The 22,371-nt window shown below is 47.9% G+C and carries 21 protein-coding genes; 13 read left to right on the forward strand and 8 right to left on the reverse strand.

Annotated features, from left to right (window positions below):
* Positions 1-3: 3 nt before the first annotated feature.
* Positions 4-819: an AraC family transcriptional regulator gene (locus tag VV1_RS20045; protein WP_011081956.1), complete on the reverse strand. Its 816-nt coding sequence runs from the start codon at positions 817-819 to the stop codon at positions 4-6.
* An 84-nt stretch (positions 820-903) separates the two neighbouring features.
* Here VV1_RS20045 and VV1_RS20050 point away from each other — a divergent pair, with 84 nt between their 5' ends.
* Both VV1_RS20050 and VV1_RS20055 read left to right on the forward strand, forming a co-directional pair.
* Complete coding sequence (locus tag VV1_RS20050; RefSeq protein WP_011081957.1) at positions 904-1,146, forward strand: hypothetical protein; 243 nt, start codon at positions 904-906, stop codon at positions 1,144-1,146.
* 45 nt (positions 1,147-1,191) lie between these two features.
* Positions 1,192-1,881: an MOSC domain-containing protein gene (locus tag VV1_RS20055; RefSeq protein ID WP_011081958.1), complete on the forward strand. Its 690-nt coding sequence runs from the start codon at positions 1,192-1,194 to the stop codon at positions 1,879-1,881.
* A 257-nt stretch (positions 1,882-2,138) separates the two neighbouring features.
* Here the strand turns inward: VV1_RS20055 and VV1_RS20060 are convergent, their stop codons facing one another.
* Positions 2,139-3,284: a hypothetical protein gene (locus VV1_RS20060; RefSeq protein WP_011081959.1), complete on the reverse strand. Its 1,146-nt coding sequence runs from the start codon at positions 3,282-3,284 to the stop codon at positions 2,139-2,141.
* Between the two features lie 120 nt (positions 3,285-3,404).
* Between VV1_RS20060 and VV1_RS20065 the strand changes: the two genes are divergently transcribed.
* Positions 3,405-4,157 carry a hypothetical protein gene (locus VV1_RS20065; RefSeq protein ID WP_043921187.1) on the forward strand — a complete coding sequence of 251 codons (753 nt, stop codon included), beginning with the start codon at positions 3,405-3,407 and terminating at the stop codon, positions 4,155-4,157.
* A gap of 463 nt (positions 4,158-4,620) precedes the next feature.
* On the opposite strand, the gene VV1_RS20070 is transcribed toward VV1_RS20065, so the two are convergent.
* Positions 4,621-5,013, reverse strand: a complete 393-nt coding sequence (locus tag VV1_RS20070) for a hypothetical protein (protein WP_043921188.1) — start codon at positions 5,011-5,013, stop codon at positions 4,621-4,623.
* A gap of 571 nt (positions 5,014-5,584) precedes the next feature.
* Between VV1_RS20070 and VV1_RS20075 the strand changes: the two genes are divergently transcribed.
* The 3 genes from VV1_RS20075 to VV1_RS20085 all read left to right on the forward strand — a co-directional run bounded on the left by VV1_RS20075 (position 5,585) and on the right by VV1_RS20085 (position 9,387).
* A complete protein-coding gene (locus VV1_RS20075; RefSeq protein WP_043921189.1) occupies positions 5,585-6,595 on the forward strand; it encodes a LacI family DNA-binding transcriptional regulator in 1,011 nt (336 codons plus the stop codon).
* Positions 6,596-6,732: 137 nt separating this feature from the next.
* Entirely contained in the window at positions 6,733-8,208 is a 1,476-nt protein-coding gene (nhaC, locus tag VV1_RS20080; RefSeq protein WP_011081963.1) for a Na+/H+ antiporter NhaC, read from the forward strand.
* Positions 8,209-8,220: 12 nt separating this feature from the next.
* Positions 8,221-9,387 carry a MalY/PatB family protein gene (locus VV1_RS20085; RefSeq protein ID WP_011081964.1) on the forward strand — a complete coding sequence of 389 codons (1,167 nt, stop codon included), beginning with the start codon at positions 8,221-8,223 and terminating at the stop codon, positions 9,385-9,387.
* A gap of 75 nt (positions 9,388-9,462) precedes the next feature.
* On the opposite strand, the gene VV1_RS20090 is transcribed toward VV1_RS20085, so the two are convergent.
* From VV1_RS20090 to VV1_RS20105, 4 genes are all read right to left on the reverse strand, one after another.
* Positions 9,463-10,701: a DEAD/DEAH box helicase gene (locus VV1_RS20090; RefSeq protein WP_011081965.1), complete on the reverse strand. Its 1,239-nt coding sequence runs from the start codon at positions 10,699-10,701 to the stop codon at positions 9,463-9,465.
* Positions 10,702-10,908: 207 nt separating this feature from the next.
* Positions 10,909-12,096, reverse strand: a complete 1,188-nt coding sequence (gene uxuA, locus VV1_RS20095; RefSeq protein ID WP_011081966.1) for a mannonate dehydratase — start codon at positions 12,094-12,096, stop codon at positions 10,909-10,911.
* Positions 12,097-12,225: 129 nt separating this feature from the next.
* Positions 12,226-13,017, reverse strand: coding sequence for an FCD domain-containing protein (locus tag VV1_RS20100; protein WP_011081967.1), 792 nt, complete (start codon positions 13,015-13,017; stop codon positions 12,226-12,228).
* A 107-nt stretch (positions 13,018-13,124) separates the two neighbouring features.
* On the reverse strand, positions 13,125-14,108 hold the full coding sequence (locus tag VV1_RS20105; protein WP_011081968.1) for a TRAP transporter substrate-binding protein: 984 nt from the start codon (positions 14,106-14,108) through the stop codon (positions 13,125-13,127).
* 322 nt (positions 14,109-14,430) lie between these two features.
* Here VV1_RS20105 and VV1_RS20110 point away from each other — a divergent pair, with 322 nt between their 5' ends.
* From VV1_RS20110 to VV1_RS20140, 7 genes are all read left to right on the forward strand, one after another.
* Entirely contained in the window at positions 14,431-14,946 is a 516-nt protein-coding gene (locus tag VV1_RS20110; RefSeq protein WP_005461368.1) for a TRAP transporter small permease, read from the forward strand.
* 11 nt (positions 14,947-14,957) lie between these two features.
* Entirely contained in the window at positions 14,958-16,259 is a 1,302-nt protein-coding gene (locus VV1_RS20115; protein ID WP_005461370.1) for a TRAP transporter large permease, read from the forward strand.
* A gap of 51 nt (positions 16,260-16,310) precedes the next feature.
* Positions 16,311-17,774, forward strand: a complete 1,464-nt coding sequence (locus tag VV1_RS20120) for a mannitol dehydrogenase family protein (protein ID WP_011081970.1) — start codon at positions 16,311-16,313, stop codon at positions 17,772-17,774.
* A 12-nt stretch (positions 17,775-17,786) separates the two neighbouring features.
* Complete coding sequence (gene uxaC, locus VV1_RS20125; RefSeq protein WP_011081971.1) at positions 17,787-19,199, forward strand: glucuronate isomerase; 1,413 nt, start codon at positions 17,787-17,789, stop codon at positions 19,197-19,199.
* Positions 19,200-19,202: 3 nt separating this feature from the next.
* Positions 19,203-20,180, forward strand: a complete 978-nt coding sequence (locus VV1_RS20130; protein WP_011081972.1) for a sugar kinase — start codon at positions 19,203-19,205, stop codon at positions 20,178-20,180.
* A gap of 9 nt (positions 20,181-20,189) precedes the next feature.
* Positions 20,190-20,819 carry a bifunctional 4-hydroxy-2-oxoglutarate aldolase/2-dehydro-3-deoxy-phosphogluconate aldolase gene (locus tag VV1_RS20135; RefSeq protein WP_005477517.1) on the forward strand — a complete coding sequence of 210 codons (630 nt, stop codon included), beginning with the start codon at positions 20,190-20,192 and terminating at the stop codon, positions 20,817-20,819.
* Positions 20,820-20,913: 94 nt separating this feature from the next.
* Positions 20,914-21,435 (forward strand): YgjV family protein, encoded by a 522-nt coding sequence (locus VV1_RS20140; RefSeq protein WP_011081973.1) that lies wholly within the window; start codon positions 20,914-20,916, stop codon positions 21,433-21,435.
* On the opposite strand, the gene VV1_RS20145 is transcribed toward VV1_RS20140, so the two are convergent.
* Positions 21,411-22,337, reverse strand: coding sequence for a LysR family transcriptional regulator (locus VV1_RS20145; RefSeq protein ID WP_011081974.1), 927 nt, complete (start codon positions 22,335-22,337; stop codon positions 21,411-21,413). The two genes, VV1_RS20140 and VV1_RS20145, sit on opposite strands and share 25 nt — an antisense overlap.
* Positions 22,338-22,371: the final 34 nt, after the last annotated feature.

Raw genomic sequence — 22,371 nt, forward strand, 5'->3', positions numbered from 1 at the left:
TCGCTATCTCCGTCGGCCTGTCACGCGAAACTGCTGTGGGGTAACATCAAAATAGGCTTTAAATGCCTTGATGTAGGATGAGTCGTTCTGATAGCCCACTTGATCGGCAATGCTTTGAATAGAGAGTTCTTCATCTAACAAAGAGAGCGAATAGATCAGCCGAATTTGCTGTCGCCACAACTGAAACGATGTGTTGAACTCTTTGGCAAACAAGCGCGACAAAGTGCGCTCCGACGCGCCGACTTTCTCACCCCACTGTTTGAGCGACCAATCCAATGCTGGCTTGTCGGTCAACGCTTCAAATATCAGCTTTAAGCGCCGATCTTCTGGCAGCAGCAACTGAAACGTCTGCACGTTGTCTTTCATGATTTGATCATGCAGCACCGCCAGCAAGCGCGACACTTCCCCTTCACTCACAACCCCTTCGCACTGGCGGCGAATTTCCTGTAGCAGCTCATTTAAAAAAGGCGTGAGCGTAATGGTTCGCACTTGATGCTTATACTCGGTTCCAAAAGTCGGATTGAGGTAGATACCAACAAACGTGGTATGACTTAGCGCGATAGATTCATGTTGAATGCCCGCAGGCACAAACAGCGCAGAGGTATGGGGCACAAGGTGCTGGTAGTGATCGGTTTGGGTTTGCAGAAGCCCTTTGATCGGGAAAATGACTTGATGCCAAGTATGTTGGTGCATCGCATCTATGTAACCTTTGGGCATGTCTATGGTTTTAACCAGCGCAGGTGAGTGAGGATTCGCGGCCATCATCTCATTAGACGTCATCACACCGGAGTGAGAATCGATTTGGCGGGTTGGCATCATTAACTGTCCTTACATCCCTACTCTGACACAAGTTCACTAGGCTATCATGCTCGGCAAAGTGAATGAAGCCGTGAGGTGCGACGTATGCGATATCAAGTTGAAATATCCAAAGAAAACCAGCTCTTATTCAAAGTCGATATTGATAACATCAACCCAGCCAAGTGCGAAACATCGCTCGAAACCGTATTGGCTAAGTTTCCAAAAACGGAAGGGTATCAACGCCATGTGTTGGTTTCAGATAGCGAAACACGCTACTTAAAAAGCACAGAAAAGCGCATTGAAGTACTGGCAGCGATTCCGGTATTTGCCTCATTGGGCGAGCGTTAACCTCGGGTTTGTTGCCCAATCCGTTTCACGCAATAAGGAAAGAATATGAAGAAGTTAGGCGTCGTTAACAGCGTATTAGCAGGAAAAACCGTTGCCTTTGCGCATGGTACGAAAAGTGCGATTAACAAACAGGTTATCTCACAGCGTCTGCACGCAACTGAACTGGGTTTCACCAATGACGAGCAAGGCGATCCGCGCTTTCATGGCGGCATTCAAAAAGCCCTTCATATTTACCCAAGCGAGCACTACCCAGTTTGGCAGCAAGAACTGGGTAACAAAGCAATTTTCCAATCCGCTGGCGCGTTTGGTGAGAACCTCAGTTCCAGCGGTGTGACGGAAGCGTTCATTTGTTTGAAAGATAAGATCCGCATCGGCACAACCTTGCTAGAAGTGTCGCAAGGGCGCATGCCTTGTTGGAAACTCAACGTACGCTTTGAGCAAAACGACATGGCAAGAAGGCTACAAGACACGCTTCGAACGGGTTGGTATTTCCGAGTGTTAGAAGAAGGCGATATCGGCGCAGGTGACGAGATTATTCTGTGTGAAAGACCTTATCCACACTGGTCCCTAGCTCGCATCATGGGCGCGGTGTTTACTGGCTGCCTGGATAAAGCTGAGCTTAGCCAACTGGCAGAACTGCCATTGGTTGAATCTTGGGGCAAACTTGTCGAACGCCGCCTAGAGACCGGCGAAGTCGAAGATTGGAAAATGCGCTTAGTTGGCCCAACAGCCTAGCCAATTAGATAAACAGCAGGATGAAAGCTCGAAGCAAGCGAGCCTTCATTGATGAGGGGCCAAGGGAGAGAGACTAAAATGTTTTTGGATAAATCTGAGCTAGCCTCACCAGCTAGCTCGAAGTTGGACAGAAACGCTTTAGGGTAGTGGCACTAAGTCGCTCTTGTCCCTGATTGAGCTGAAAATCCAAGTGATATCAAGCTCATCTTGAACAATTCAAAATAATACACTCCCGATCTGCGATTAGAAGCAGCGTGTCAGCAGGTTAGCTCGCCAGACTGCCTGAATCGTTCGAAACGATCCTTTACCAAGTTGCGGTAATCCGGATACTCACTGAAGTAGCGCACAATTTCCTCTGCTTCTCTTCCTGAGTGGCACAGTTCACGCTGTACATAGGTAAATATGTTTATGAACCTTACAAGGCTGATTTCATCTACAAGAGAATCAGCTTCAGAAAATGGAACATACAAGATAGCGATATTACTTTTAAACTCATCTGCTGATAATAAATCTCCTTCCTTAAGGCGCTTAAATCTTGCTTTTATGGCATTGGTATCAGGGTCAACCATCCAAAGCTTGAGTTCCTTCTCGTCTAATAAAGCCTCCTGCTGATAACGACAGTAGCTTTCATCTGTACGCTGAGCAGCCAGAATATCTCTGTATAACTGTATCCACGTTATACGATCCTTTTGGTACTTATGCTTGGCCCAGTGATTTTTTAAGCGTTTAAGGAACACCTCCATAGAAGGAACAACCAAAGTTTTACCCTGTTTTTCAGCTAGCTTTGGCAGATAATTACTCAATGTAGGAGAAGGCTGATGCGATAGCTCCATCATTAAGTCAAACAAAGCAGCCCAGTACATCACAAGTTTGATTACATATTCAGTTACCTGTTCATTTGGCGGCTCTGGGAGTTGCAAACTATCTATAAGCAGCCAGTCTCTTACAAATTTTTGAGTTACCTCGTGGTTGTTTTTTTCATCGCTACCTTTGAGACACAAATACTCGATCTCGCAATGAGCCAGAAGGAAACTAAAAAACTCATCTAGTTCAAACCTGCCGTATTCATGATGAGCCTTTCTGAATGATGCGACCGCTACCTTCATCCCGAACCACGCACCTAAGTGCCTAAGTTCATAACCCTCGACTTCACTCAAATAACTGTCGACGTCAAATCCCTTTAGACGACATTCTGCCATCAGTTCCCGCATGAGTTTCTCTAAATCTCCGTTACGATAGTCCCTGAACATCTGCTGATCATGAGTAATGTTGGGATCTTTTTTCAGCATTCTCATTAGTTTGACGAATGCGTCGGATCCTGACTTTATATCTTTAGTTGATACCCGAAAGAATCCGGGAAGACCGTTAAATAGAATTCCTCGGTCAGAAAGTTCGGTAAACATATTTCAGTGAAATGTCCCTTTTTACATGTCTGTACTGAGTGAGAATACCGCCTGAACAAGCGAAATAGAACCTTGCTTATCATTTTCTCTTAACAAAAACAGTAACATGAGGAAGGTATAATGACGGAAAACATACTAAAAACCATACAAAGTGGCGCACAAGCACTTTCATTACTAAGTAAGGTACGTTGTGTAGAAAGCTATTCGTTTTCATCTGGAGAAAAAGCGAAAAACTTATATTCATGGCCTACAGAATTTGAAAAAGATAATATAGTTTCCAGTGTACTCGAACAAAATGGAAAAACTTTGGGGAACTACTGTAGAGTTAAATCCTATCCAGTCTCTTACACCCAGTATAAAAACTATCTACCTGTTTATGCACCGGAAATTATCAGTATTCGAGTTTCACGCTGTCTACTGGATGTATATAAACTTCTGTTCAAAATAAACACTATCACAAAAATTACGGCGGTTTGGGACAGTGTGAAGTATCCAATGCGAACATACCCTAAATCTATGTCTGACATGGATGGTTTAAAAGAGTTTGCCGGATACCGAGATGCGATGCTTGTTTTCGATTTCGGTAACGAAAAATACAGTACAAAGCTTCCAGCATTTGCATACCGAGCATTATTGGTAGCATCAGAGGTATTTAAAACCTTTTCTATTTCTTATGACGACAGAAGTCATTTCATTGGTAACGTCACAGATAAGGCTGGGAGAAGTAAAAGATACCTCGTACACTACGGTAATAAGGGATACCTGTTTGAAGCAATTAATGAAACCTCTGATTCAGTCGATAAACTGGTTGGCTGTGACAAATGGGTCGAAGTTCTGAAAAAAGACGGCTGGAAGTTTTACAACGATAAGTAATCTGGCACTGCAATGCAGCAGCCTTAATAGTTTGAGGTATTAGCATTCACTTCAAATCGAAATGGCAGTTGCAGTGACCCTTTGCAATAGGCAAGGCAATTAGATTGCTAACACTAAATTGCTTCTGCCCCCAAGCTAGGCATCTGAGACGCCTCTGGACAAATTCGTGTTACCAATGGCGTCAGTCGTGACTCTGCACGCATGACCCAAAGTATGGAAAAACTCTATATACATGGCCAGTTTTAGTTAATCACTACAGTAGGTTAAAAAATAGAAATAAGACGGCCTATTCGAACTAGTTGGCTAAATTAGTAAGACCCCACTTTCATAGACACTATGCTGGTTAGAAGAAGTAGGTCAAACCACCTCACTGTTCTTTGTGAGGTTGAACGTACTGGCAAGGAATGGGGCAGTAATATGTTACCGATTAACTGTTCACGATTTTCATTCCGAGCAGAGCTTATTAAGCTCGCCCAAAAGCTTTGAGAAAGTTCTTGGGGTGTTGGTGAAACCTTACATGCTCAATGTGATTAACCCTCCTCTTTCCCTTAAAGGGTGGAGCAATGTATCCCCAATTAGCGCATCTTGAGAAGTATATTACGTAGTCAATCTGTGCATCCTGCCATTGGTCGGTAACAACGGTGTTTTCATCGAAGCACTCTACCGACTTTACTTGAATGCGGTAGAATTTGCTCCCGTCAGAAATAAGTACATCTGTCTTCATACCATGATCGATCATGGGCATAAAGACTTCCCAGCCGTCTTGTAATAGCCAGCTTGCTAATAGGGTTTCGTAAGAGACACTTTTATAGTGCTTTTTTGCTTCTGAAGAAGAGTGAAGTGTTTTTAAAGGCATATTAATATCCTAATTACATGCTGGTTGTCTTTTTAGCTCTAGACGTCCAGCGAAGCTTCCCTTAGGGATAACTTCAATTAGGATTCACAATGGCTCTTTAGAGGTCTCATCAACTAGCAACAGGAGCTACCCCTAGTCTTCTACCTACTTGGTTACCTTGACTATTAATACTAGTGTTCACGTTCTGTGAGTGAATCGGTTGGTTTTTAAACACGATATACAAAGATCGTAAATTCGTCAATTCAACTGATGGCAAGAAACCTTGATTAGACATGATTAAGAACAAGAACCTCGTTCAGTAGGCACTACACTAACTAGAAAAAGTAGGGAGCAAACTCATGCGTCAAGTATGACAGAATAGCGTGCTAGCTTGGAATGGGGCAGAAACACTCTAGTGTACTCACCCAAAACCACTAACAACGCCATTCTCCACAGATCCAAGACACCGCAATCACTTGCGCTAAAGTTCTATCCTTTGAGCTTACTAACATAACCAACAATAAATAATCGCTACACTCTGCCCCGTTTCATCTTCGTTTGTTTTACCTTGTTATCCTCTTGGAGAAATCGAGTGGCAACCATGAAAGACGTCGCGGACTTAGCCGGTGTATCCACGGCAACCGTCTCGCGTGTTATCAATCGCACCAGTTATGTTGAGCCTGTGACGCAAGAACGCGTTGAACGCGCCATTAAAGCGCTCAACTACCGCCGAGATGCGCGCGCAACGGCACTGGCGAATCGCAGCAATAACACGCTCGGTTTATTAACTGGTAATTTAGCCGATCCCTTCTTCGCTCTCATCGCCAAAAGCGTTGAAGAAGTTGCTCGTGCCAATGGTTGCCAGTTGGTCGTAGTCAGTGGCGGACACAACGCGCAACGAGAAAAAGAAGGGATCGACTTTCTCATTAGCCAAGGTTGTGAGGCAATGGTCGTGCACTCAAAGATGCTCGATGACACCACGCTGATGCAATACGCTGCGCAGCTTCCAGCGATGGTATTGCTCAACCGCACCATTGCACAAATTTCCAATCGATCAGTTTGGGTAGACAACCGAGCTGGGGCACGAAAATCAGTTGAGTATTTGATTGAGCAAGGTCATCGCAAGATCGCGTGCATCACCAGTGACTTGCCGATTGAAGATCGCACAGATCGATTGGCTGGCTATCGAGATGCCATGAATGCCGCCAACTTAGCCATCCCAACAGGCTGGGTGATTAACCAAAACTTCAGCGAATCTGGCGGTGAAGAAGCGGGACGACAGCTTATCCAAGCTTGCCCGGGCGTCACTGCGGTGGTGACGTTTAATGATGTAATGGCAGCTGGTTTAATGGCGAGTTTGCATGAACAAGGATTGTCGGTTCCCGAGGATATTTCCGTGGTCGGCTTTGATGATGTGTTGCTTGCACGCTACCTCTATCCACGGTTGAGCACCATGCATAACCCGATTGATGAAATGTCGACTTATGCGGCGAAACTGGCGCTAAATTTGCGTAAAGATGGCTATTCTCCGCCGAGTTCGCATCAGTTCGAAGCGAGTTTAGTTTGTCGCCAAACGGTCAAAGCAATACAAAAGAACGGCTAAAATTGTGATGAATTTGGCATTCGCGCACCCCATGTAAGCGCTTACATGAAAACAACACACCGCTCTCATTTTGCCTATTACACGACCGTTACTATCCACTGCGAACAAACCCTACATCGATCCTGAGGATAAATAACATGACAAATTCTAAGCCTCTACCGTCGTTCGGATTAGCACTCGCCCCTATTGCGGTGATGTTTGCGCTTCTGGCTGTCGGATACGGAATACTCGGACTTCGCATTGAAGTTCTGTTGCTGATCTCAGCTGCCTTTACTGGTCTTATCGCGTGGAAGATCGGTTACAACTGGGATGACATCATCAACGCCATCGTAGAAAAACTGGCCAAAGCGATGCCCGTGATTCTGATTTTGGTCTCGGTTGGCGGTTTAATTGCCAGCTGGATGGTCAGCGGCACAATCCCTTACATGGTGTACTGGGGACTTAAAGTCATCAGCCCTGAATACATTCTTATTGCCACTTTTTTTGTAACCAGTGTCGTTTCCGTTTGTACCGGTACGTCTTGGGGCTCAGCGGGCACCGTGGGTGTTGCACTCATGGGTGTTGCAGCGGGTCTTGACGTCTCGCTCGCTGCGGCGGCCGGTGCGGTTGTGTCTGGCGCATATTTTGGTGACAAAATCTCACCACTATCCGATTCAACTAACTTTGCACCTGTGGTTTCTGGCACCACTTTGTACGAACATATTCAACACATGCTGTACACCACGCTACCGGGATTTGTCATTGCGTCTGTGGTGTTCTTTTTCGCAGGTCAAAGCGCGGATATCACCAATATTCATGAGCCAGAAAAAGTGGTTCAAATCATCTCGGGTCTAGACAATCTCTACAACTTCAACATTCTACTTCTGATTCCACCAGTGATGATCTTATGGGGCGCGTTAACTAAGAAGCCCGTTCTGCCATTGATGCTTGGCGCATCGGCTATCGCAATTGGTTTGGGTATGGTGTTTCAAGACTTCACTCTTAACCAAGGCTTCCAAGCTTACGTAGACGGCTTCAATCTAGCCATGTTTGAGGCAAACGGTCACAGCGTAAATGGTTTGGTGCCAGATATCGCCAAACTGCTTAACCGCGGCGGTCTGTTCTCGATGATGAGCACGATTCTATTGGTATTCTGTGCCTTTGCCTTCGCTGGCATCCTGAGCCTAACTGGCGCTCTAAACGTAGTGCTAGGCAAATTCCTCCATGCGATTCACACCACAGGTCAGCTGATTGCTTCAACGGTTGTGGCAACCATCACGGTGGTTTTCACCACTTCTGACGGCAAGCTAGCACTGTTGATTCCAGGTGAGTTGTTCCAAAACGCTTACCGCAAAATGGGCTTAGATACCAAAAACCTGTCTCGAACCATCGAAGACGCCGGCACCATTATTGAGCCATTGGTTCCGTGGACGGCCGCAGGTATCTACATGGCAGGTACGCTAGGTGTGGCGACATTGGATTACCTACCATGGGCGATTCAATGTTACACCGGCGTGATCTTCGCTTTGATTTATGGCTTCACTGGCTTTGGTATCGCAAAAGCAAAGCCACAGCAAAACCAACAACAGATTGCTGACGAGCATTCAAATACACCAGCAGTAGAAACAAAATAAGGTAAATCATTGATGAACGCTTTCGACCAAATTCTGAACCGCAAGGAAAGTGGCTCTTTAAAGTGGGACTTTATACAACAAAAGCTGGGATTGACTGGGACGGATTTACTTCCGATGTGGGTATCCGATTACGATTTTAAAGCGCCGCAAGTGGTGTTAGACGCACTACAACAGCGAGTTGAGCATGGGATCTTTGGTTACGCGGAACGCGATGATGCGTACTACCAAGCGACTATCGACTGGTATCGAAATCAGCATGATACCTGTGTTGAGCGTGAGTGGATCACCACAGTACATGGCGTACTTCCTGGGCTCGCAATGGCATTGCAAATGCTCACCGAAACAGGCGATGGCATTGTGATGCAAAGTCCGGGTTACGGTTCTTTCCGTAAGATCATTGAATTCAACGATCGCGTTGTGGTTGAGAACCCACTGACGGAAACCGAAGGCGACTATCAACTCGACTTTGATCATCTCGAAACCTGCTTTGCTAATGGCGCAAAAGCAATGATCTTCTGCAATCCACATAACCCAACGGGGCGAGTTTGGTCTGAAAGCGAAATCACAAAGGTTGCCGAACTGTGTGAGCAATACCAAGTCTGGCTGCTGAGTGATGAAATATGGGGCGATTTGGTGGTTGGCGATGCGCCATACTACTCTGCTTTGCGTCTACCACAAGCGCTCACTCAACGCCTGATTGTGGCAACGGCAGCCAGTAAGACGTTTGGTTTGTCGTCACTGCGAATCTCTAACTTTATGATTCCAGATGAATCACTTCGAGCGCAGTTTACTCGCAGGCTAGATGCGCATGGCATGGACGTGTTCAACAGTCTCTCAATGAGTGCCGCGACAATTGCTTATCAAGAGTGCTCTGATTGGTTAGTGGACTTAAAAGACTACCTGCGCGCTAACATCGCCAAACTTGAGCGGTTTGTACAAACGGAACTGCCAGAGGTGAAGTTTGTTGCGCCACAAGCCGGCTATTTGGCTTGGTTAGACTGTCGTGTACTTAACTTAACTGACACTGAGATAGAACAAAAGTTTGTCTCAGCGGGGCTTGTCCCAAGCATGGGCATTGCTTTTGGTAAAGAGGGAGCGGGGTTTGTTCGACTTAATCTAGGCTGCCCAGTAGGTACATTAGATCAAGCCTTGATACGAATTAAACAAGCGCTAAGCTAGTCGTACCAACGATAAATGAAAAAGCCACGCTTCTCGCATTGAGGCGTGGCTTTTTGTTTATTGGGTTCTTTTTGTTTACTTACTTTTAGGCGCTGGGCGCTTCGCCTTACTTTGAAACTGCTTAACGCTCTTTTTATTTTGCGTACGGCGATTGGCTTTTTTGTCGCGTGGCGCGCGTTTGCTCTCGCCTGTCGACGGTTTGTCTGTAACTGGAAACCCTTCCAAATCTTGCACAGGCAACTCACGTTGAGTGAGGTGGCGAATCGCGCTGAGTGCGTCCATTTCGCCGTGGCAAACCAATGACAACGCCACGCCTTGCTCACCTGCTCGGGCGGTGCGCCCTACTCGGTGAACATAAGTTTCTGCATGCATCGGCAGTTCGAAGTTGATCACCACGGGCAGTTGTTCAATGTGAATGCCGCGTGCTAATAAATCGGTCGCAATCAGCACCTGAGTTTGCCCAGATTTAAACTGCGCCAATGCTGCTTCTCGCTCTGCTTGGCTCTTGTCACCGTGCAATGCATTGGTTGAGATGCCCGCTTTATTCAGCTTCTTCGCCAAACCATCGGCGTTCTCTTTCGCGCCAATAAAGACTAACGCCTGAGTCCACGCGTTTTTTTGAATCAGTTCAATCAATGCCTTGGTTTTACTGCCTTTGTTGACGAGGTACAGCGTTTCAGCAATATCTTGGTTGGTGCTGTTTTCTTGATGCGCAGCCACCTGCTTTGGTGCCTGCATAAGCAGCTTCGCTTTACCCTTCAACTCATCTGAAAAGGTTGCCGAGAACATTGCGGTTTGACGCTGATTTGAAATCTGCCCTGCAATATTTTGTACGTCAGGCCAAAAGCCCATATTCAGCAAACGATCCGCCTCATCCAATACTAGGTAATGGATATTGCTTAGGTCCAAACCGTTGTTTGCCAGATCAACCAAACGGCCGGTTGTGGCAACAAGAATGTGAGGATTTGTCGCTAGTGCTTGCAGTTGCTGCTCTTTATCCACACCACCGCACAAACACACCGCGTTAAGGCCAAGCGCTTGACCAACTTGGTTAATTGCCTCGCTCACTTGCGTTGCTAGCTCGCGTATTGGTACCAAAATCAGCGCTTTTTGCTCTGGATTGACACCTAGCTTTTCCAACAAAGGCAAACCATACGCAAGGGTTTTGCCGCTGCCCGTATTTGCCAAAGCCAGTAGATCTTGACCAGCCAACAGCTCAGGAATGGCCAACGCTTGAATATCGGTCGGTTTCTTGAAGTCTTTTGGCAGTGCGTGAATCAGCTCAGAACTCAATGAGAGAGTAGAAAATGGCATTAGCTTAACCTTGTGCTTTTGGTTGAAGAGGCAGTAAAACAATATAGATGAAGTAAATCGCAGGCGCGGACTTTACCACAATCTAGAGGACGAACCATCCCATTTTAGAAGTTCAAACCAAGCGTAGTCTGAGAATCGTGCGGCAAAAACAAGAAAGCGCAGAGCCGAAACCCTGCGCTTTTAAAAATGGTTTTACATTGTAAATCGTTACTTAGTGTAGAACGCGCGTTTTAGTGCCATCTCTAAACCGCGAACTTCAGCCAAACCTTTCAAGCGACCAATAGCGGAGTAGCCTGGGTTGGTTTTCTTCTTCAAGTCATCCAACATTTGGTGGCCGTGATCCGGGCGCATTGGAATCAAACGATGGTCGCCCACTTCTGCGCGGCGCTGTTCTTCATCCAGAATCGCCATCACCACGTTGTACATATCCACATCGCCATCCAGGTGCGCCGCTTCGTGGAACGTCATCGGGTTGCTTTCTTCACGCTTGGTGGAACGCAAGTGGGTGAAGTAAATGCGCTCGCCGTGCTTTTTGATCATCTTTACTAGGTCATTGTCACCACGCACACCGTAAGAGCCGGTACACATGGTCAAACCGTTCATTTTGCTTGGCACTTTTTCGGTCAACCAATCGATGTCTTCGATGGTTGAAACGATACGCGGCAAGCCAAGAATTGGGCGCGGTGGATCGTCTGGGTGCACCGCGAGTTTCAAGCCGTGCGCCTCACACACAGGCATCAGTTGCGACAAGAAATACGCCATATGCTCACGCAGTTTGTCTTTGCTAATGCCCGCGTAGCGGTCGAGTTGCGCTTGGAACTCTTCCAAGGTGTAGCCTTCTTCTGCGCCCGGCAAGCCTGCAATAATGTTGCTGGTGAGCTGCTGGATTTGCGCTTCAGACATGTTGTTGAAGTATTCCAATGCCTGCGCTTGTTCCGCTTCGGTGTAATCCGCTTCCGCGCCCGGACGCTTAAGAATGTGCAGCTCAAATGCCGCAAAGGCGATTTGGTCAAAACGCAGCGCTTTAGAGCCATCAGGCATTTCAAATTCTAAGTCGGTGCGCGTCCAGTCAAGCACCGGCATAAAGTTGTAGCAAACGGTGTCGATACCACACTCTGCAAGGTTACGCAGGGTTTGCTTGTAGTTGTCGATCCATTGTTGGAAGTTGCCCGTCTGAGTTTTGATTTCTTCGTGAACTGGCACACTTTCAACCACTGACCACGTTAAGCCCTTCGCTTCGATGATGGCTTTACGTTTTAAAATCTCTTCTTTTGACCACACTTCCCCATTTGGGATGTGGTGCAAGGCATTCACAATGCCTGTTGCGCCCGCTTGACGAATATCGTCTAGCGAAACCGGATCATTCGGGCCGTACCAACGCCAAGTTTGTTCCATGACACTCACCTTTTTTAAGACGCACTTAGCCCGCTCAAATTCTTCAAGCTAAATGCACAACGACTTCTTAATATGCAGCCGCGGCAAGGCGGCTGCGCTGACGAGAACCAGCCGAAGCTGGCAAGGTGGTTACACTTTTTCTGCGCTCAGTAACACCACAGGGTTTGAGCTGAAAAGGTAACCATCGAAATTAGGATCGTCGACGTCAGACAGTTCCAACAGGCGCTGTTTTACGTTTTCAAGGTGCTGCCACATGGCATTTTTGGCGGCGATAGGATCTTTGCGCTGTAATGCCGCTAAGATTTTTGCGTGATCATCAAGCCACTCTTCACGATAGTCTTGACTGCTGATGTGAGAATGCAGTTTTTTCCACATCGGGCTTTTTTCGCGTCGTTCCCATGATTGTCTCAACATGTCCACCAGCACAGAGTTTTGTGTGGCCTCTGCAATGCACATGTGAAACTTCTCATCACCGTTACAATCTTCCGTGCCACTGGCCAGCTCATCTCGTTCGAGCTTAAGTGCGGCACGCATTTTCACGATGTCTCCCGGCGTCACTTGCGTGGCAGCAAATTCGGCGATATTGCTTTCGAGCAACTGACGCGCTTGGAGCATTTCGAACGGACCTGCGTCATCGCTGATCACGTTCTCACGAGCGTTATTTTTAGAAGGAATATTAATGACGTAAACACCAGAACCTTTTTTCACTTCGACTAAGTTTTCCAGTTCCAACATGATGATCGCTTCACGCACCACGGTACGGCTAACGTCTAAACGTTCAGCAATATCGCGTTCTGGCGGTAATCGATCCCCCACTTTATAGTGGCCGTTGATCAACTCTTTTCTCAGTACTAAGCCTATCTCTTGATACGGTCTTTTCGGTTCAAAAGGCATCATGATGATATTGTCACTATATTCCATCTAACTACTCACGCCATCATAACGACCAATTATAATTGGTCAACCTATATGTACCAGAATGTGGTAACACCTTGTTTTTATTTTACAATTACGACGATTTTTTTTAATTACTGTACTGCTTTGATTCGCTCAACAAGTTGATTTAATTGAGGATTGTTCTTTTCAATCTCTTGATACATTGGTTGAACAGCTTCCACAAAGGCTGCTTTATTGGGTTCAACAAATGTCACGCCCATTTTTTCTGCTTTCGCGCGCTCTTTGGCTTCCGATTCTGCCCACAATTTCTTCATATATTCTGAAGAATCTGCGGCGGCTTTCATCAACGCTTGTTGCTGCTCAGGCGTCAGCTTGTCGTAAGTTTTGGTCGAGATAACCAGCACATCCGGCACCATGGTGTGCTCATCCAAGCTGAAGAATTTTGAGACTTCGCTGTGACGGCTCAAGCTGAACGATGGGATGTTGTTTTCCGCAGCATCCACCACGCCTTGCTGTAGTGCGGTGTATAGCTCACCGTAGGCCAGTGGTGTGGGGTTACCGCCCAGGGCTTTCACCATCGCAATCGCGGATGGGCTTGGCTGCACGCGTACTTTCAAACCTTTGAGATCCGCAGGAGTGTTAACCGGCTTGCTGGTGTAGAAGCTACGTGCACCCGCATCGTAGTAGGTCACGCCAATAAAGCCACTTTGGGCAGAAGAGTTAAGAATCTCACGGCCAACTTCACCATCGGTCACTTTGTAGTAATGCTCTTTATCACGGAACAAGTACGGTAAGTTAAAGGCTGAGTAAGCAGGCGAGAACGCTTCCAGTTCTGCCGCGTTGCTCTTCACCATATCCAGAGCGCCGTTTTGCATCAGCTCCATCGATTCACGTTGTGTGCCTAGCTGAGCATCAGGATAAATACGAATGCGTACTTCCCCACCCGTTAACTCACGTACTTCTTTTGCCATGTAATCCATTGCTTTGTGCACCGCGTGGTCACGTGGGTGGTTGTGACTGAGTTTCAAAGTGGTCGCAGCATAAGCAGACGCAGTGGCGCCGAAGGTCATTGCAGCACCGACAAGGGCACTTATTAGAGTCTTACGCGTCATCATTGTTCTTGTCTCCGTGGATTGGTTGTCCAATGTGTAGGGTATTTTTAGTTTTTAAACGGTATTTCTTGTTTCGAAGCCATTATTGGCGATCAAAAAAGCAACCGTCAAAACAAAAAAGCAAATTGATTGACCAAAATCACACTAATCACCCTCAAATTGGTTAACCAATCTATTTGTGAAGCCGCTCACGTGACAACCAAATCGCCTAACTTATAATCCACTCAGAACAACATGCCTATTTTGAGACCCTACACAAATACGCCCGCCCACATTGGTAAACCAATTGTTATGCAGTCCGCGTGTTTACTTTAAGGAAATGAAAATGAATAAATTGGTCACGTATATCAACAGGGGGTTGGCAGCATTTACTGTCTCTCTTTCGACCTTTCTTGTCTTCTGCGTGGTTTGGCAGGTGCTTTCACGCTACGTACTCGGTAAACCAAGCACCGTCACGGATGAACTGGCTCGCTATCTCTTTATGTGGGTGGCGCTTATTGGTGCCGCTTACACCACAGGTCTCAAACGTCACCTCGCCATTGACCTTTTGACGATGAAACTCAAAGGCAAGAAAAAACTGGTGAATGAAATCGTCATCCAAGTGGCCATTGCGCTCTTCTCTTATGTGGTGTTAGTCCACGGCGGAACACAATTAGCACTCAAAACATTGGCCACTGGCCAGCTAACCCCGGCATTGGGCTTAGAGATGGGCTACATCTATTTCTGCCTGCCTATCAGTGGCGCACTGATGATCTTTTATTCCGTGATTTTCGCTTATGAGCGCGTCAAACAATTAATGTCTGGTGAAACCCTAGTCACCGACTCACAACTTGATTCTTAGAGGGTTCCACAATGGAATGGCAATTAATTCTTACCTTATTTGGCAGCTTCGCTGTATTACTGGCAATTGGTGTACCGGTTTCCTTCGCCATTGGTCTTTCTTCACTGGCAACCATTTTAATGGGCCTACCATTAGAGCCTGCGATTGCGGTTGTCGCTCAGCGCATGGCGGCGGGTCTTGATAACTTTGCTCTGCTGGCTATCCCGTTCTTTATCTTGGCGGGCAACATTATGAACCAAGGTGGTATTGCACTCCGCCTGATTAACTTTGCCAAAGTGTTAGGTGGCCGTCTGCCTGGTTCCCTAGCGCACGTGAACGTGATGGCGAACATGATGTTTGGCTCAATTTCTGGCTCAGCCGTCGCATCTGCCGCAGCGGTTGGCGGCACTATGTCGCCTTTGCAAAAGAAAGATGGCTACGATGAAAACTTTTCTGCCGCGGTAAACATCACTTCTTGTCCATCGGGTTTGTTGATCCCGCCAAGTAACACCTTGATCGTGTTCTCGTTAGTCTCTGGCGGTACCTCTATCGCGGCGCTGTTCCTCGCTGGTTACATTCCGGGCATCTTGATGGGTCTGAGCATCATGGTGGTGGCAGGGATCATCGCCAAACGTCGTGGTTACCCAATTGCTGCTCGCCCAACGCTAGCGATGGTTTGGGATACATTTCTAAAAGCGGCGCCTTCACTGGCTCTGATTGTGGTCATCATGGGTGGCATCATCGGCGGTATCTTTACGGCTACCGAAGCCTCTGCCATCGCCGTGGTCTACACCTTTGTTTTGGCGGTGTTGGTGTATCGCGAAGTGAAATGGCGAGACCTTCCTAAGATCATTTTGGAATCTGCCGTCACCACATCGATTGTTTTGCTGTTGGTTGGCGCTTCTATGGGCATGTCTTGGGCGATGGCAAATGCCGACATTCCATACATGATTGCCGATGCGCTGCTGGCGATCTCTGACAACCCAATGATGATTCTGCTCATCATCAACATCATCTTGCTGATTGTCGGCATCTTCATGGATATGACGCCAGCGGTACTGATCTTCACGCCGATCTTCCTGCCAATCGCGCTGGATATGGGCATCGACCCGGTTCACTTCGGCATCATGATGACCTTCAACTTGGCGATCGGTATCTGTACTCCACCGGTTGGTAGTGCGTTGTTCATCGGTTGTTCTGTAGCGAACGTTGCCATCGACAAAGTGATCAAGCCGCTGCTGCCATTCTACGTTGCACTGATTGCGGCACTAATGGCGGTGACCTTTATTCCTGAACTCAGTCTGTTCTTACCAAAACTGGTCCTAGGCTACTAACTCTTTCAATGAATCATCCCGCAGAGCACTCTGCGGGAGAAGGGAAATAAAATGAAAACCATTGCAAACTCTACCCTAAATGCTGCTGTTTCGCTGCCAGATTACGACCGTTCAACGCTCAAAAGCCGTATTATTCACCTTGGTTTCGGTGCTTTCCACCGCGCGCACCAAGCACTGTTCACCCATGAAATGCTGAGCAAAACGAGCTCGGATTGGGGCATTTGTGAAATCAACCTATTTGGCGGTGAAGAGTTAATTCAATCGCTGCGCGCGCAAGATCACCTCTACACGGTGGCAGAGAAAGGCGCACAATCGACCGAAGTCAAAGTGATTGGCTCGGTGACGGAATCACTGCACCCACATTTGGACAGCATCGAAGCTGTGTTAGAAAAAATGGCCGAGCCACAAGTGGCGATCGTTTCAATGACGATTACCGAGAAAGGCTACTGCGCTGACCCTGCGACGGGCACGCTTGATAAAAACAACCCGCTAGTCATTGCTGACCTTGCCAACCCAACAGAGCCAAAATCAGCCTTGGGTTACATCGTGCAAGCACTGAAGATGCGCCGTGAACGCGGCCTAACGCCATTTACCGTGATGTCTTGCGATAACGTGCAAGAGAACGGTCACGTCGCAAAAGCAGCGGTACTGGAATTCGCTCAACTGCTTGACCCAGAATTGCGCGACTGGATCGAAACCAACGTTACCTTCCCTTGCACCATGGTTGACCGCATTGTGCCAGCAGCAACCGAAGAGACGTTGACCGAAATCGCTGAGCTACTAGGTTGTGAAGATCCATGTGGTATCGCTTGTGAACCTTTCCGCCAATGGGTTATCGAGGATAACTTCGTGGCAGGTCGTCCAGATTGGAGCGTGGCTGGCGCCGAATTTGTTGCCGACGTTGTGCCTTACGAAGAAATGAAACTGCGCATGCTCAATGGTAGCCACTCGTTCCTAGCCTACCTAGGTTACCTTGGTGGTTACGCGCACATCTCTGACACCATGACAGACGAAGGCTACCGCAAAGCGGCATTCGACATGATGATGCAAGCGCAAGCCCCTTCGCTGACCATGCCAGAAGGCACCGATCTAGAAGGCTACGCCAAGCTGCTTATCGAGCGCTTCACTAACCCAAGCTTGAAACACAAAACATGGCAAATCGCGATGGATGGCAGCCAGAAGATCCCACAACGCATGGGCGGCAGCTTACGATTCCATCTTGCTCAAGGTTCTAACTTCTCTTGGTTAGCAACAGCGATTGCAGGTTGGATGCGCTACGTATCCGGCGTAGACGAGCAAGGCAACGACATTGATGTTCGCGATCCGATGGCAGAAACACTACGTCAGATCTGCGATCAACACGGCTTGAACGTTTCTGTCGTGCCTGCGTTGCTCTCAGTTGAAACCATCTTCCCTGCAGAGCTTGGTCAAAATCCACAAGTGATTGATGCGGTGAGCAGCGCTTACCAATCGCTGATTGATCACGGTGCTCGTGCCACCGTCGCTGCGCTGTAATAGGAGTTAACGATGAAGAATTTCTTGTGTGAAGACTTTTTACTCTCAAACGAAACTGCACGCCGCTTGTATCATGAGCATGCTTGCCACCAGCCAATTTATGATTACCATTGCCACCTAAATCCAGCGGAAGTTGCACAAAATCGCCAGTTCGATAACTTGGGTCAAATCTGGCTTGAAGGCGATCACTACAAATGGCGTGGTATGCGCTCAGCAGGCATTGAAGAGCGTTTGATTACGGGTGATGCGAGCGATTACGACAAATACATGGCGTGGGCGAAGACGGTTCCTCAAACGTTGGGCAACCCGCTTTACCACTGGACGCACTTAGAATTGCGTCGCCCATTCGGCATTACCAATACGCTGTTTAGCCCAGACACCGCTGACCAAATTTGGCACCAATGCAATGAGCTGCTTGCGACACCTGAATTTACGGCTCGTGGCATCATGCAGCAAATGAACGTCGTCATGGCGGGCACGACCGATGACCCTATTGATTCACTAAAGCACCATAAAACGATCGCAGAAGACGACACCTTTAACGTTAAAGTGCTGCCGAGTTGGCGTCCGGATAAAGCGTTCAAGATTGAATTGGACCTGTTTGCGGATTACATGCACAAACTGGGCGAAGTAGCAGACATTGAGATCCGCCGCTTTGATGATTTATTGAGTGCACTCGATAAACGTTTGGCACACTTCGATGCACATGGCTGTCGTGCGGCAGACCACGGCATTGAGATCGTCCGTTACGCGCCGATCCCAAGCGAGGCTGATTTAGATGTGTTATTGGCTCGTCGTTTAAATGGCGAGGTATTGTCAGAGCTTGAATGTGCGCAGTTCTCTACCGCGGTTCAAGTTTGGCTCGGCAAACGCTACGCGCAATTGGGCTGGGTCATGCAGCTTCATATTGGCGCGCAGCGCAACAACAGCACACGCATGTTCCAACTACTAGGTGCTGATGCAGGTTTTGACTCGATTGGCGATCGCCCATTTGCTTTTGAGCTGGCACATCTACTGGATGAAATGGACCAAACCAACGAGCTGCCTCGTACTATTCTTTACTGTTTGAACCCTCGTGATAACGAAATGATGGCAACCATGATTGGTAACTTCCAAGGTGGCGGCATCGCGGGCAAAGTGCAGTTTGGCTCGGGTTGGTGGTTCAACGACCAGAAAGACGGCATGCAACGCCAAATGGAACAGCTTTCTCAACTTGGTTTGCTCAGCCAATTCGTCGGCATGTTAACGGACTCGCGCAGCTTCTTGTCTTACACCCGCCACGAATACTTCCGCCGCATCCTGTGTGACATGGTCGGTCGTTGGGCAGAGAACGGCGAAGTTCCAAATGACTTATCGTTGCTTGGCCCTATGGTCGAAGACATCTGTTTTGGTAACGCAAAACGCTACTTTGAAGAGAGGGTGTAACCAATGAAGCACATCGCCATTATTGGTGAATGTATGATTGAGTTGAATGGCAAACCGTTCGGCTCAATGCATCAAACATTTGGTGGGGATACGCTCAACGCTGCGGTTTATTTGAGCCGCGGCTGCGAAGCCAATAGCAAACCTGATGAAGTCAAAGTCTCTTATGTTACGGCGCTTGGCAATGACCCAATCAGTACGGGCATGCTGACTCGCTGGCAAGACGAAGGCGTCTCAACAGACTTAGTGCTACGCGATGAGACTCGCACGCCGGGTTTGTACCTGATTCAGCTTGATGACCAAGGCGAGCGTACGTTCCTATATTGGCGTAACCAATCAGCTGCGCGTTACTTACTTCAACATCCAAACTTTGGAATGGTTAAGCAAGCATTAACTCAAGTAGATGCAGTGTTTCTCAGCGGTATCTCTTTGGCCATCTTGCCAGAGGAAGACCGAATTTCACTGCTTAATTTGTTGGTCGAGCTTAAAGCCCAAGGCGTTGAAATCGCTTTTGATAGTAATTTCCGCCCAGCATTGTGGCCTCAAGACAATAATCTAACCGTCAAAAACGTGTACCAAGCCATGTATCAACTGACGGACGTTGCCTTGGTGACTTTTGATGATGAGCAATTGATCTGGGGTGACGAAACACCAGAGCAAACCATTGAACGCCTTACCTCTCTTGGTGTGGGCAAATGCATCGTCAAGCTCGGCGCAGATGGCTGTTTGGTTCAGGACTCAACAAATCAGGGGGCGGGCGCGGCTCTGGCTCCACAAGCCGTGCCAACCCAACCTGTCGCCCAAGTGGTGGACACCACATCGGCGGGCGACTCATTCAATGGTGGCTTTTTATCGGCATACCTCGCTGGCGCCGATCTCGCGACCTCATGTCAAAGAGGCAACGCACTGGCAGGTGCTGTGATTCAACATCGCGGTGCCATCATTCCCAAAGCATTCACACAACCGGCGCTTGGCGTCGTTTAAGGAACATTCATGTCTAGTATTAAAGAACAATTAAAAGCTCTGAAAGTCATCCCAGTTATCGCCATTGATAAAGCAGAAGACATTATCCCACTGGGTAAAGTACTGGCAGAAAACGGATTACCAGCGGCTGAAATCACCTTCCGTTCAGCAGCGGCTGCAGAAGCGATTCGTCTACTGCGTGAAACCCAGCCAGACATGCTGATTGGCGCAGGTACGGTGCTAAACCGCGAGCAAGCAATTGCAGCAAAAGAAGCCGGCGCAACCTTTATCGTATCGCCTGGCTTTAACCCAAATACCGTTAAAGCGTGCCAAGAAATCGGCATTGATATCGTACCGGGTGTGAACAACCCAAGCACAGTTGAAGCCGCGCTAGAAATGGGATTAACCACCTTGAAGTTCTTCCCTGCAGAAGCTTCTGGCGGCATCAACATGGTGAAATCACTGCTCGCGCCCTACACCGACATCGAACTAATGCCAACAGGTGGCATTAACCCTGCGAACATCAAAGATTACTTAGCGATTCCACGCGTGTTGGCCTGTGGCGGAACTTGGATGGTAGACAAGAAACTGATCGAAGAAGGTAACTGGGAAGAGCTTGCACGCCTAACTCGCGAAGCGGTTGCGCTTGTAAATGAGTAATCGCTTTTAGCGATTGAATAAAGTGCCCAGCCCTCCCTCGGTGGAGGGCTGATTCGTTTGCATTCACATTCACTCACGTGGTTAAGGAACCTAGATGGAAAATGGGTTAGCACAAGGCATTGGCGGCATCGCATTTTTGGTTGGCGTGATGGCCTTCTGGCAGAAAGATGACCTGCGCTTTCGCTATCAGATGATGGCGTTTTGTTTCATCATGGGCGTTCATTTCGCCTTACTGGGCGCAACCGTGGCGGCCATTGGCGTGGTCATTAATGGCATTCGCAGTTTCGCCTCAATCAAAACCCAATCACGCAAAGTGATGTGGTTCTTCATTGCTCTTATGTGGCTGATGACCCTGCCAAACATGAGCCACTTTTTTGAATTCATCACCGTGTTTGGTTCCTCCGTTGCCACTTGGGCACTGTTTTCCAAACAAGGCATCGCCCTGCGCAGCCTAATTTTATTCAACTCATTTTGTTGGGTGAGCCACAACCTTTGGCTTGGCTCAATCGGTGGCTCCTTGGTTGAGAGCACCTTTATCGTCACCAACCTGTTCACCATTTATCGTTTGTTCCAACAACGCACGGCCCAGCGTCACGAGGCGGGAAATCGCGCTTGAAACTGCGCTAGCAAGAAATCAATAAACAATCGAATCCGCTTGGGTTGGTACTGGCGGCTAAGATAAATCACATTCAAATCCGCCCCAGCAGATGAGGTGGAAGCGTTGAAGTTTTTCATGTAACCATTGAGCAGCGTGACAAGGCGCTGCTGCTCAATGTCATCTTGCACATCCAGCACGGACTTTAACGCAATGCCAGCACCATCCAGCGCCCATTGACGAATCACTTCCCCATCATCGGAAAAACGCTTCGGCACCACGGTAATCACATTGTGCTGATCGTGATCTTGAAAGTGCCAGGTTTTCATCTCTTCGTTGCTGCGCACCATGGCTAAACAGTCGTGATGAGCGAGATCCTGCGGCGTCAATGGTGTGCCTTTTCTTGCCAAATAGGCCGGAGAAGCACACAACACGCGGCGGCTCGACGCCAACTTACGCGAAATCAGGTTACTGTCGGCCAGTTCCCCATAGCGGATCACAATGTCCAAGCCAGATTCGGCTAAATTGGATAAGTTATCATTGAGGTAAAGGTAGGGCACAACTTGCGGATATTTCTGTGAAAAGGCAGAAATAATCGGGCTAATGTGCTGCTTTCCGATGTCCCTTGGGGCCGAGATTTTCAATGTGCCCCGCACTTCTTTACTGCCTGTTTGCAGCAGGTTTTCGGTCTCTATAACGCTATCGATAATGTCTAAACAGGCTTGATGATACATCGCGCCAGAGTCGGTTAACGAAATATGACGAGTGCTGCGATTAAGCAGTTTTACCCCATAGCGATCTTCCAAGGCTTGCAAGCGAGCGGTGACGGTGGCCGGCGATAAACCCAGCTCTCGACCTGCTGCAGCCAACCCTTTGTTTTTGACGATGCTGACAAACAACGTCATATCGGAAAACTTATCCACGTCCTCTCCCTTATTCCAATTATTCAGCTCAGAT

Origin of the sequence: Vibrio vulnificus CMCP6, assembly GCF_000039765.1 — a bacterium.
GTDB classification, from domain to species: Bacteria; Pseudomonadota; Gammaproteobacteria; order Enterobacterales; family Vibrionaceae; genus Vibrio; species Vibrio vulnificus_B.

What these genes read in the sequence shown, in the direction of transcription:
- VV1_RS20085 (WP_011081964.1), top strand. Translation starts at nt 8,221, where the DNA reads ATGAACGCTTTCGACCAAATTCTGAACCGCAAGGAAAGTGGCTCTTTA.
- VV1_RS20140 (WP_011081973.1), top strand. Translation starts at nt 20,914, where the DNA reads ATGGAAAATGGGTTAGCACAAGGCATTGGCGGCATCGCATTTTTGGTT.
- uxuA (WP_011081966.1), bottom strand. Translation starts at nt 12,096, where the DNA reads ATGGAACAAACTTGGCGTTGGTACGGCCCGAATGATCCGGTTTCGCTA.
- VV1_RS20090 (WP_011081965.1), bottom strand. Translation starts at nt 10,701, where the DNA reads ATGCCATTTTCTACTCTCTCATTGAGTTCTGAGCTGATTCACGCACTG.
- uxaC (WP_011081971.1), top strand. Translation starts at nt 17,787, where the DNA reads ATGAAGAATTTCTTGTGTGAAGACTTTTTACTCTCAAACGAAACTGCA.
- VV1_RS20110 (WP_005461368.1), top strand. Translation starts at nt 14,431, where the DNA reads ATGAATAAATTGGTCACGTATATCAACAGGGGGTTGGCAGCATTTACT.
- VV1_RS20050 (WP_011081957.1), top strand. Translation starts at nt 904, where the DNA reads ATGCGATATCAAGTTGAAATATCCAAAGAAAACCAGCTCTTATTCAAA.
- VV1_RS20105 (WP_011081968.1), bottom strand. Translation starts at nt 14,108, where the DNA reads ATGATGACGCGTAAGACTCTAATAAGTGCCCTTGTCGGTGCTGCAATG.
- VV1_RS20115 (WP_005461370.1), top strand. Translation starts at nt 14,958, where the DNA reads ATGGAATGGCAATTAATTCTTACCTTATTTGGCAGCTTCGCTGTATTA.
- VV1_RS20135 (WP_005477517.1), top strand. Translation starts at nt 20,190, where the DNA reads ATGTCTAGTATTAAAGAACAATTAAAAGCTCTGAAAGTCATCCCAGTT.
- VV1_RS20055 (WP_011081958.1), top strand. Translation starts at nt 1,192, where the DNA reads ATGAAGAAGTTAGGCGTCGTTAACAGCGTATTAGCAGGAAAAACCGTT.
- VV1_RS20130 (WP_011081972.1), top strand. Translation starts at nt 19,203, where the DNA reads ATGAAGCACATCGCCATTATTGGTGAATGTATGATTGAGTTGAATGGC.
- VV1_RS20065 (WP_043921187.1), top strand. Translation starts at nt 3,405, where the DNA reads ATGACGGAAAACATACTAAAAACCATACAAAGTGGCGCACAAGCACTT.
- VV1_RS20070 (WP_043921188.1), bottom strand. Translation starts at nt 5,013, where the DNA reads ATGCCTTTAAAAACACTTCACTCTTCTTCAGAAGCAAAAAAGCACTAT.
- VV1_RS20045 (WP_011081956.1), bottom strand. Translation starts at nt 819, where the DNA reads ATGATGCCAACCCGCCAAATCGATTCTCACTCCGGTGTGATGACGTCT.
- VV1_RS20120 (WP_011081970.1), top strand. Translation starts at nt 16,311, where the DNA reads ATGAAAACCATTGCAAACTCTACCCTAAATGCTGCTGTTTCGCTGCCA.
- VV1_RS20060 (WP_011081959.1), bottom strand. Translation starts at nt 3,284, where the DNA reads ATGTTTACCGAACTTTCTGACCGAGGAATTCTATTTAACGGTCTTCCC.
- nhaC (WP_011081963.1), top strand. Translation starts at nt 6,733, where the DNA reads ATGACAAATTCTAAGCCTCTACCGTCGTTCGGATTAGCACTCGCCCCT.
- VV1_RS20100 (WP_011081967.1), bottom strand. Translation starts at nt 13,017, where the DNA reads ATGGAATATAGTGACAATATCATCATGATGCCTTTTGAACCGAAAAGA.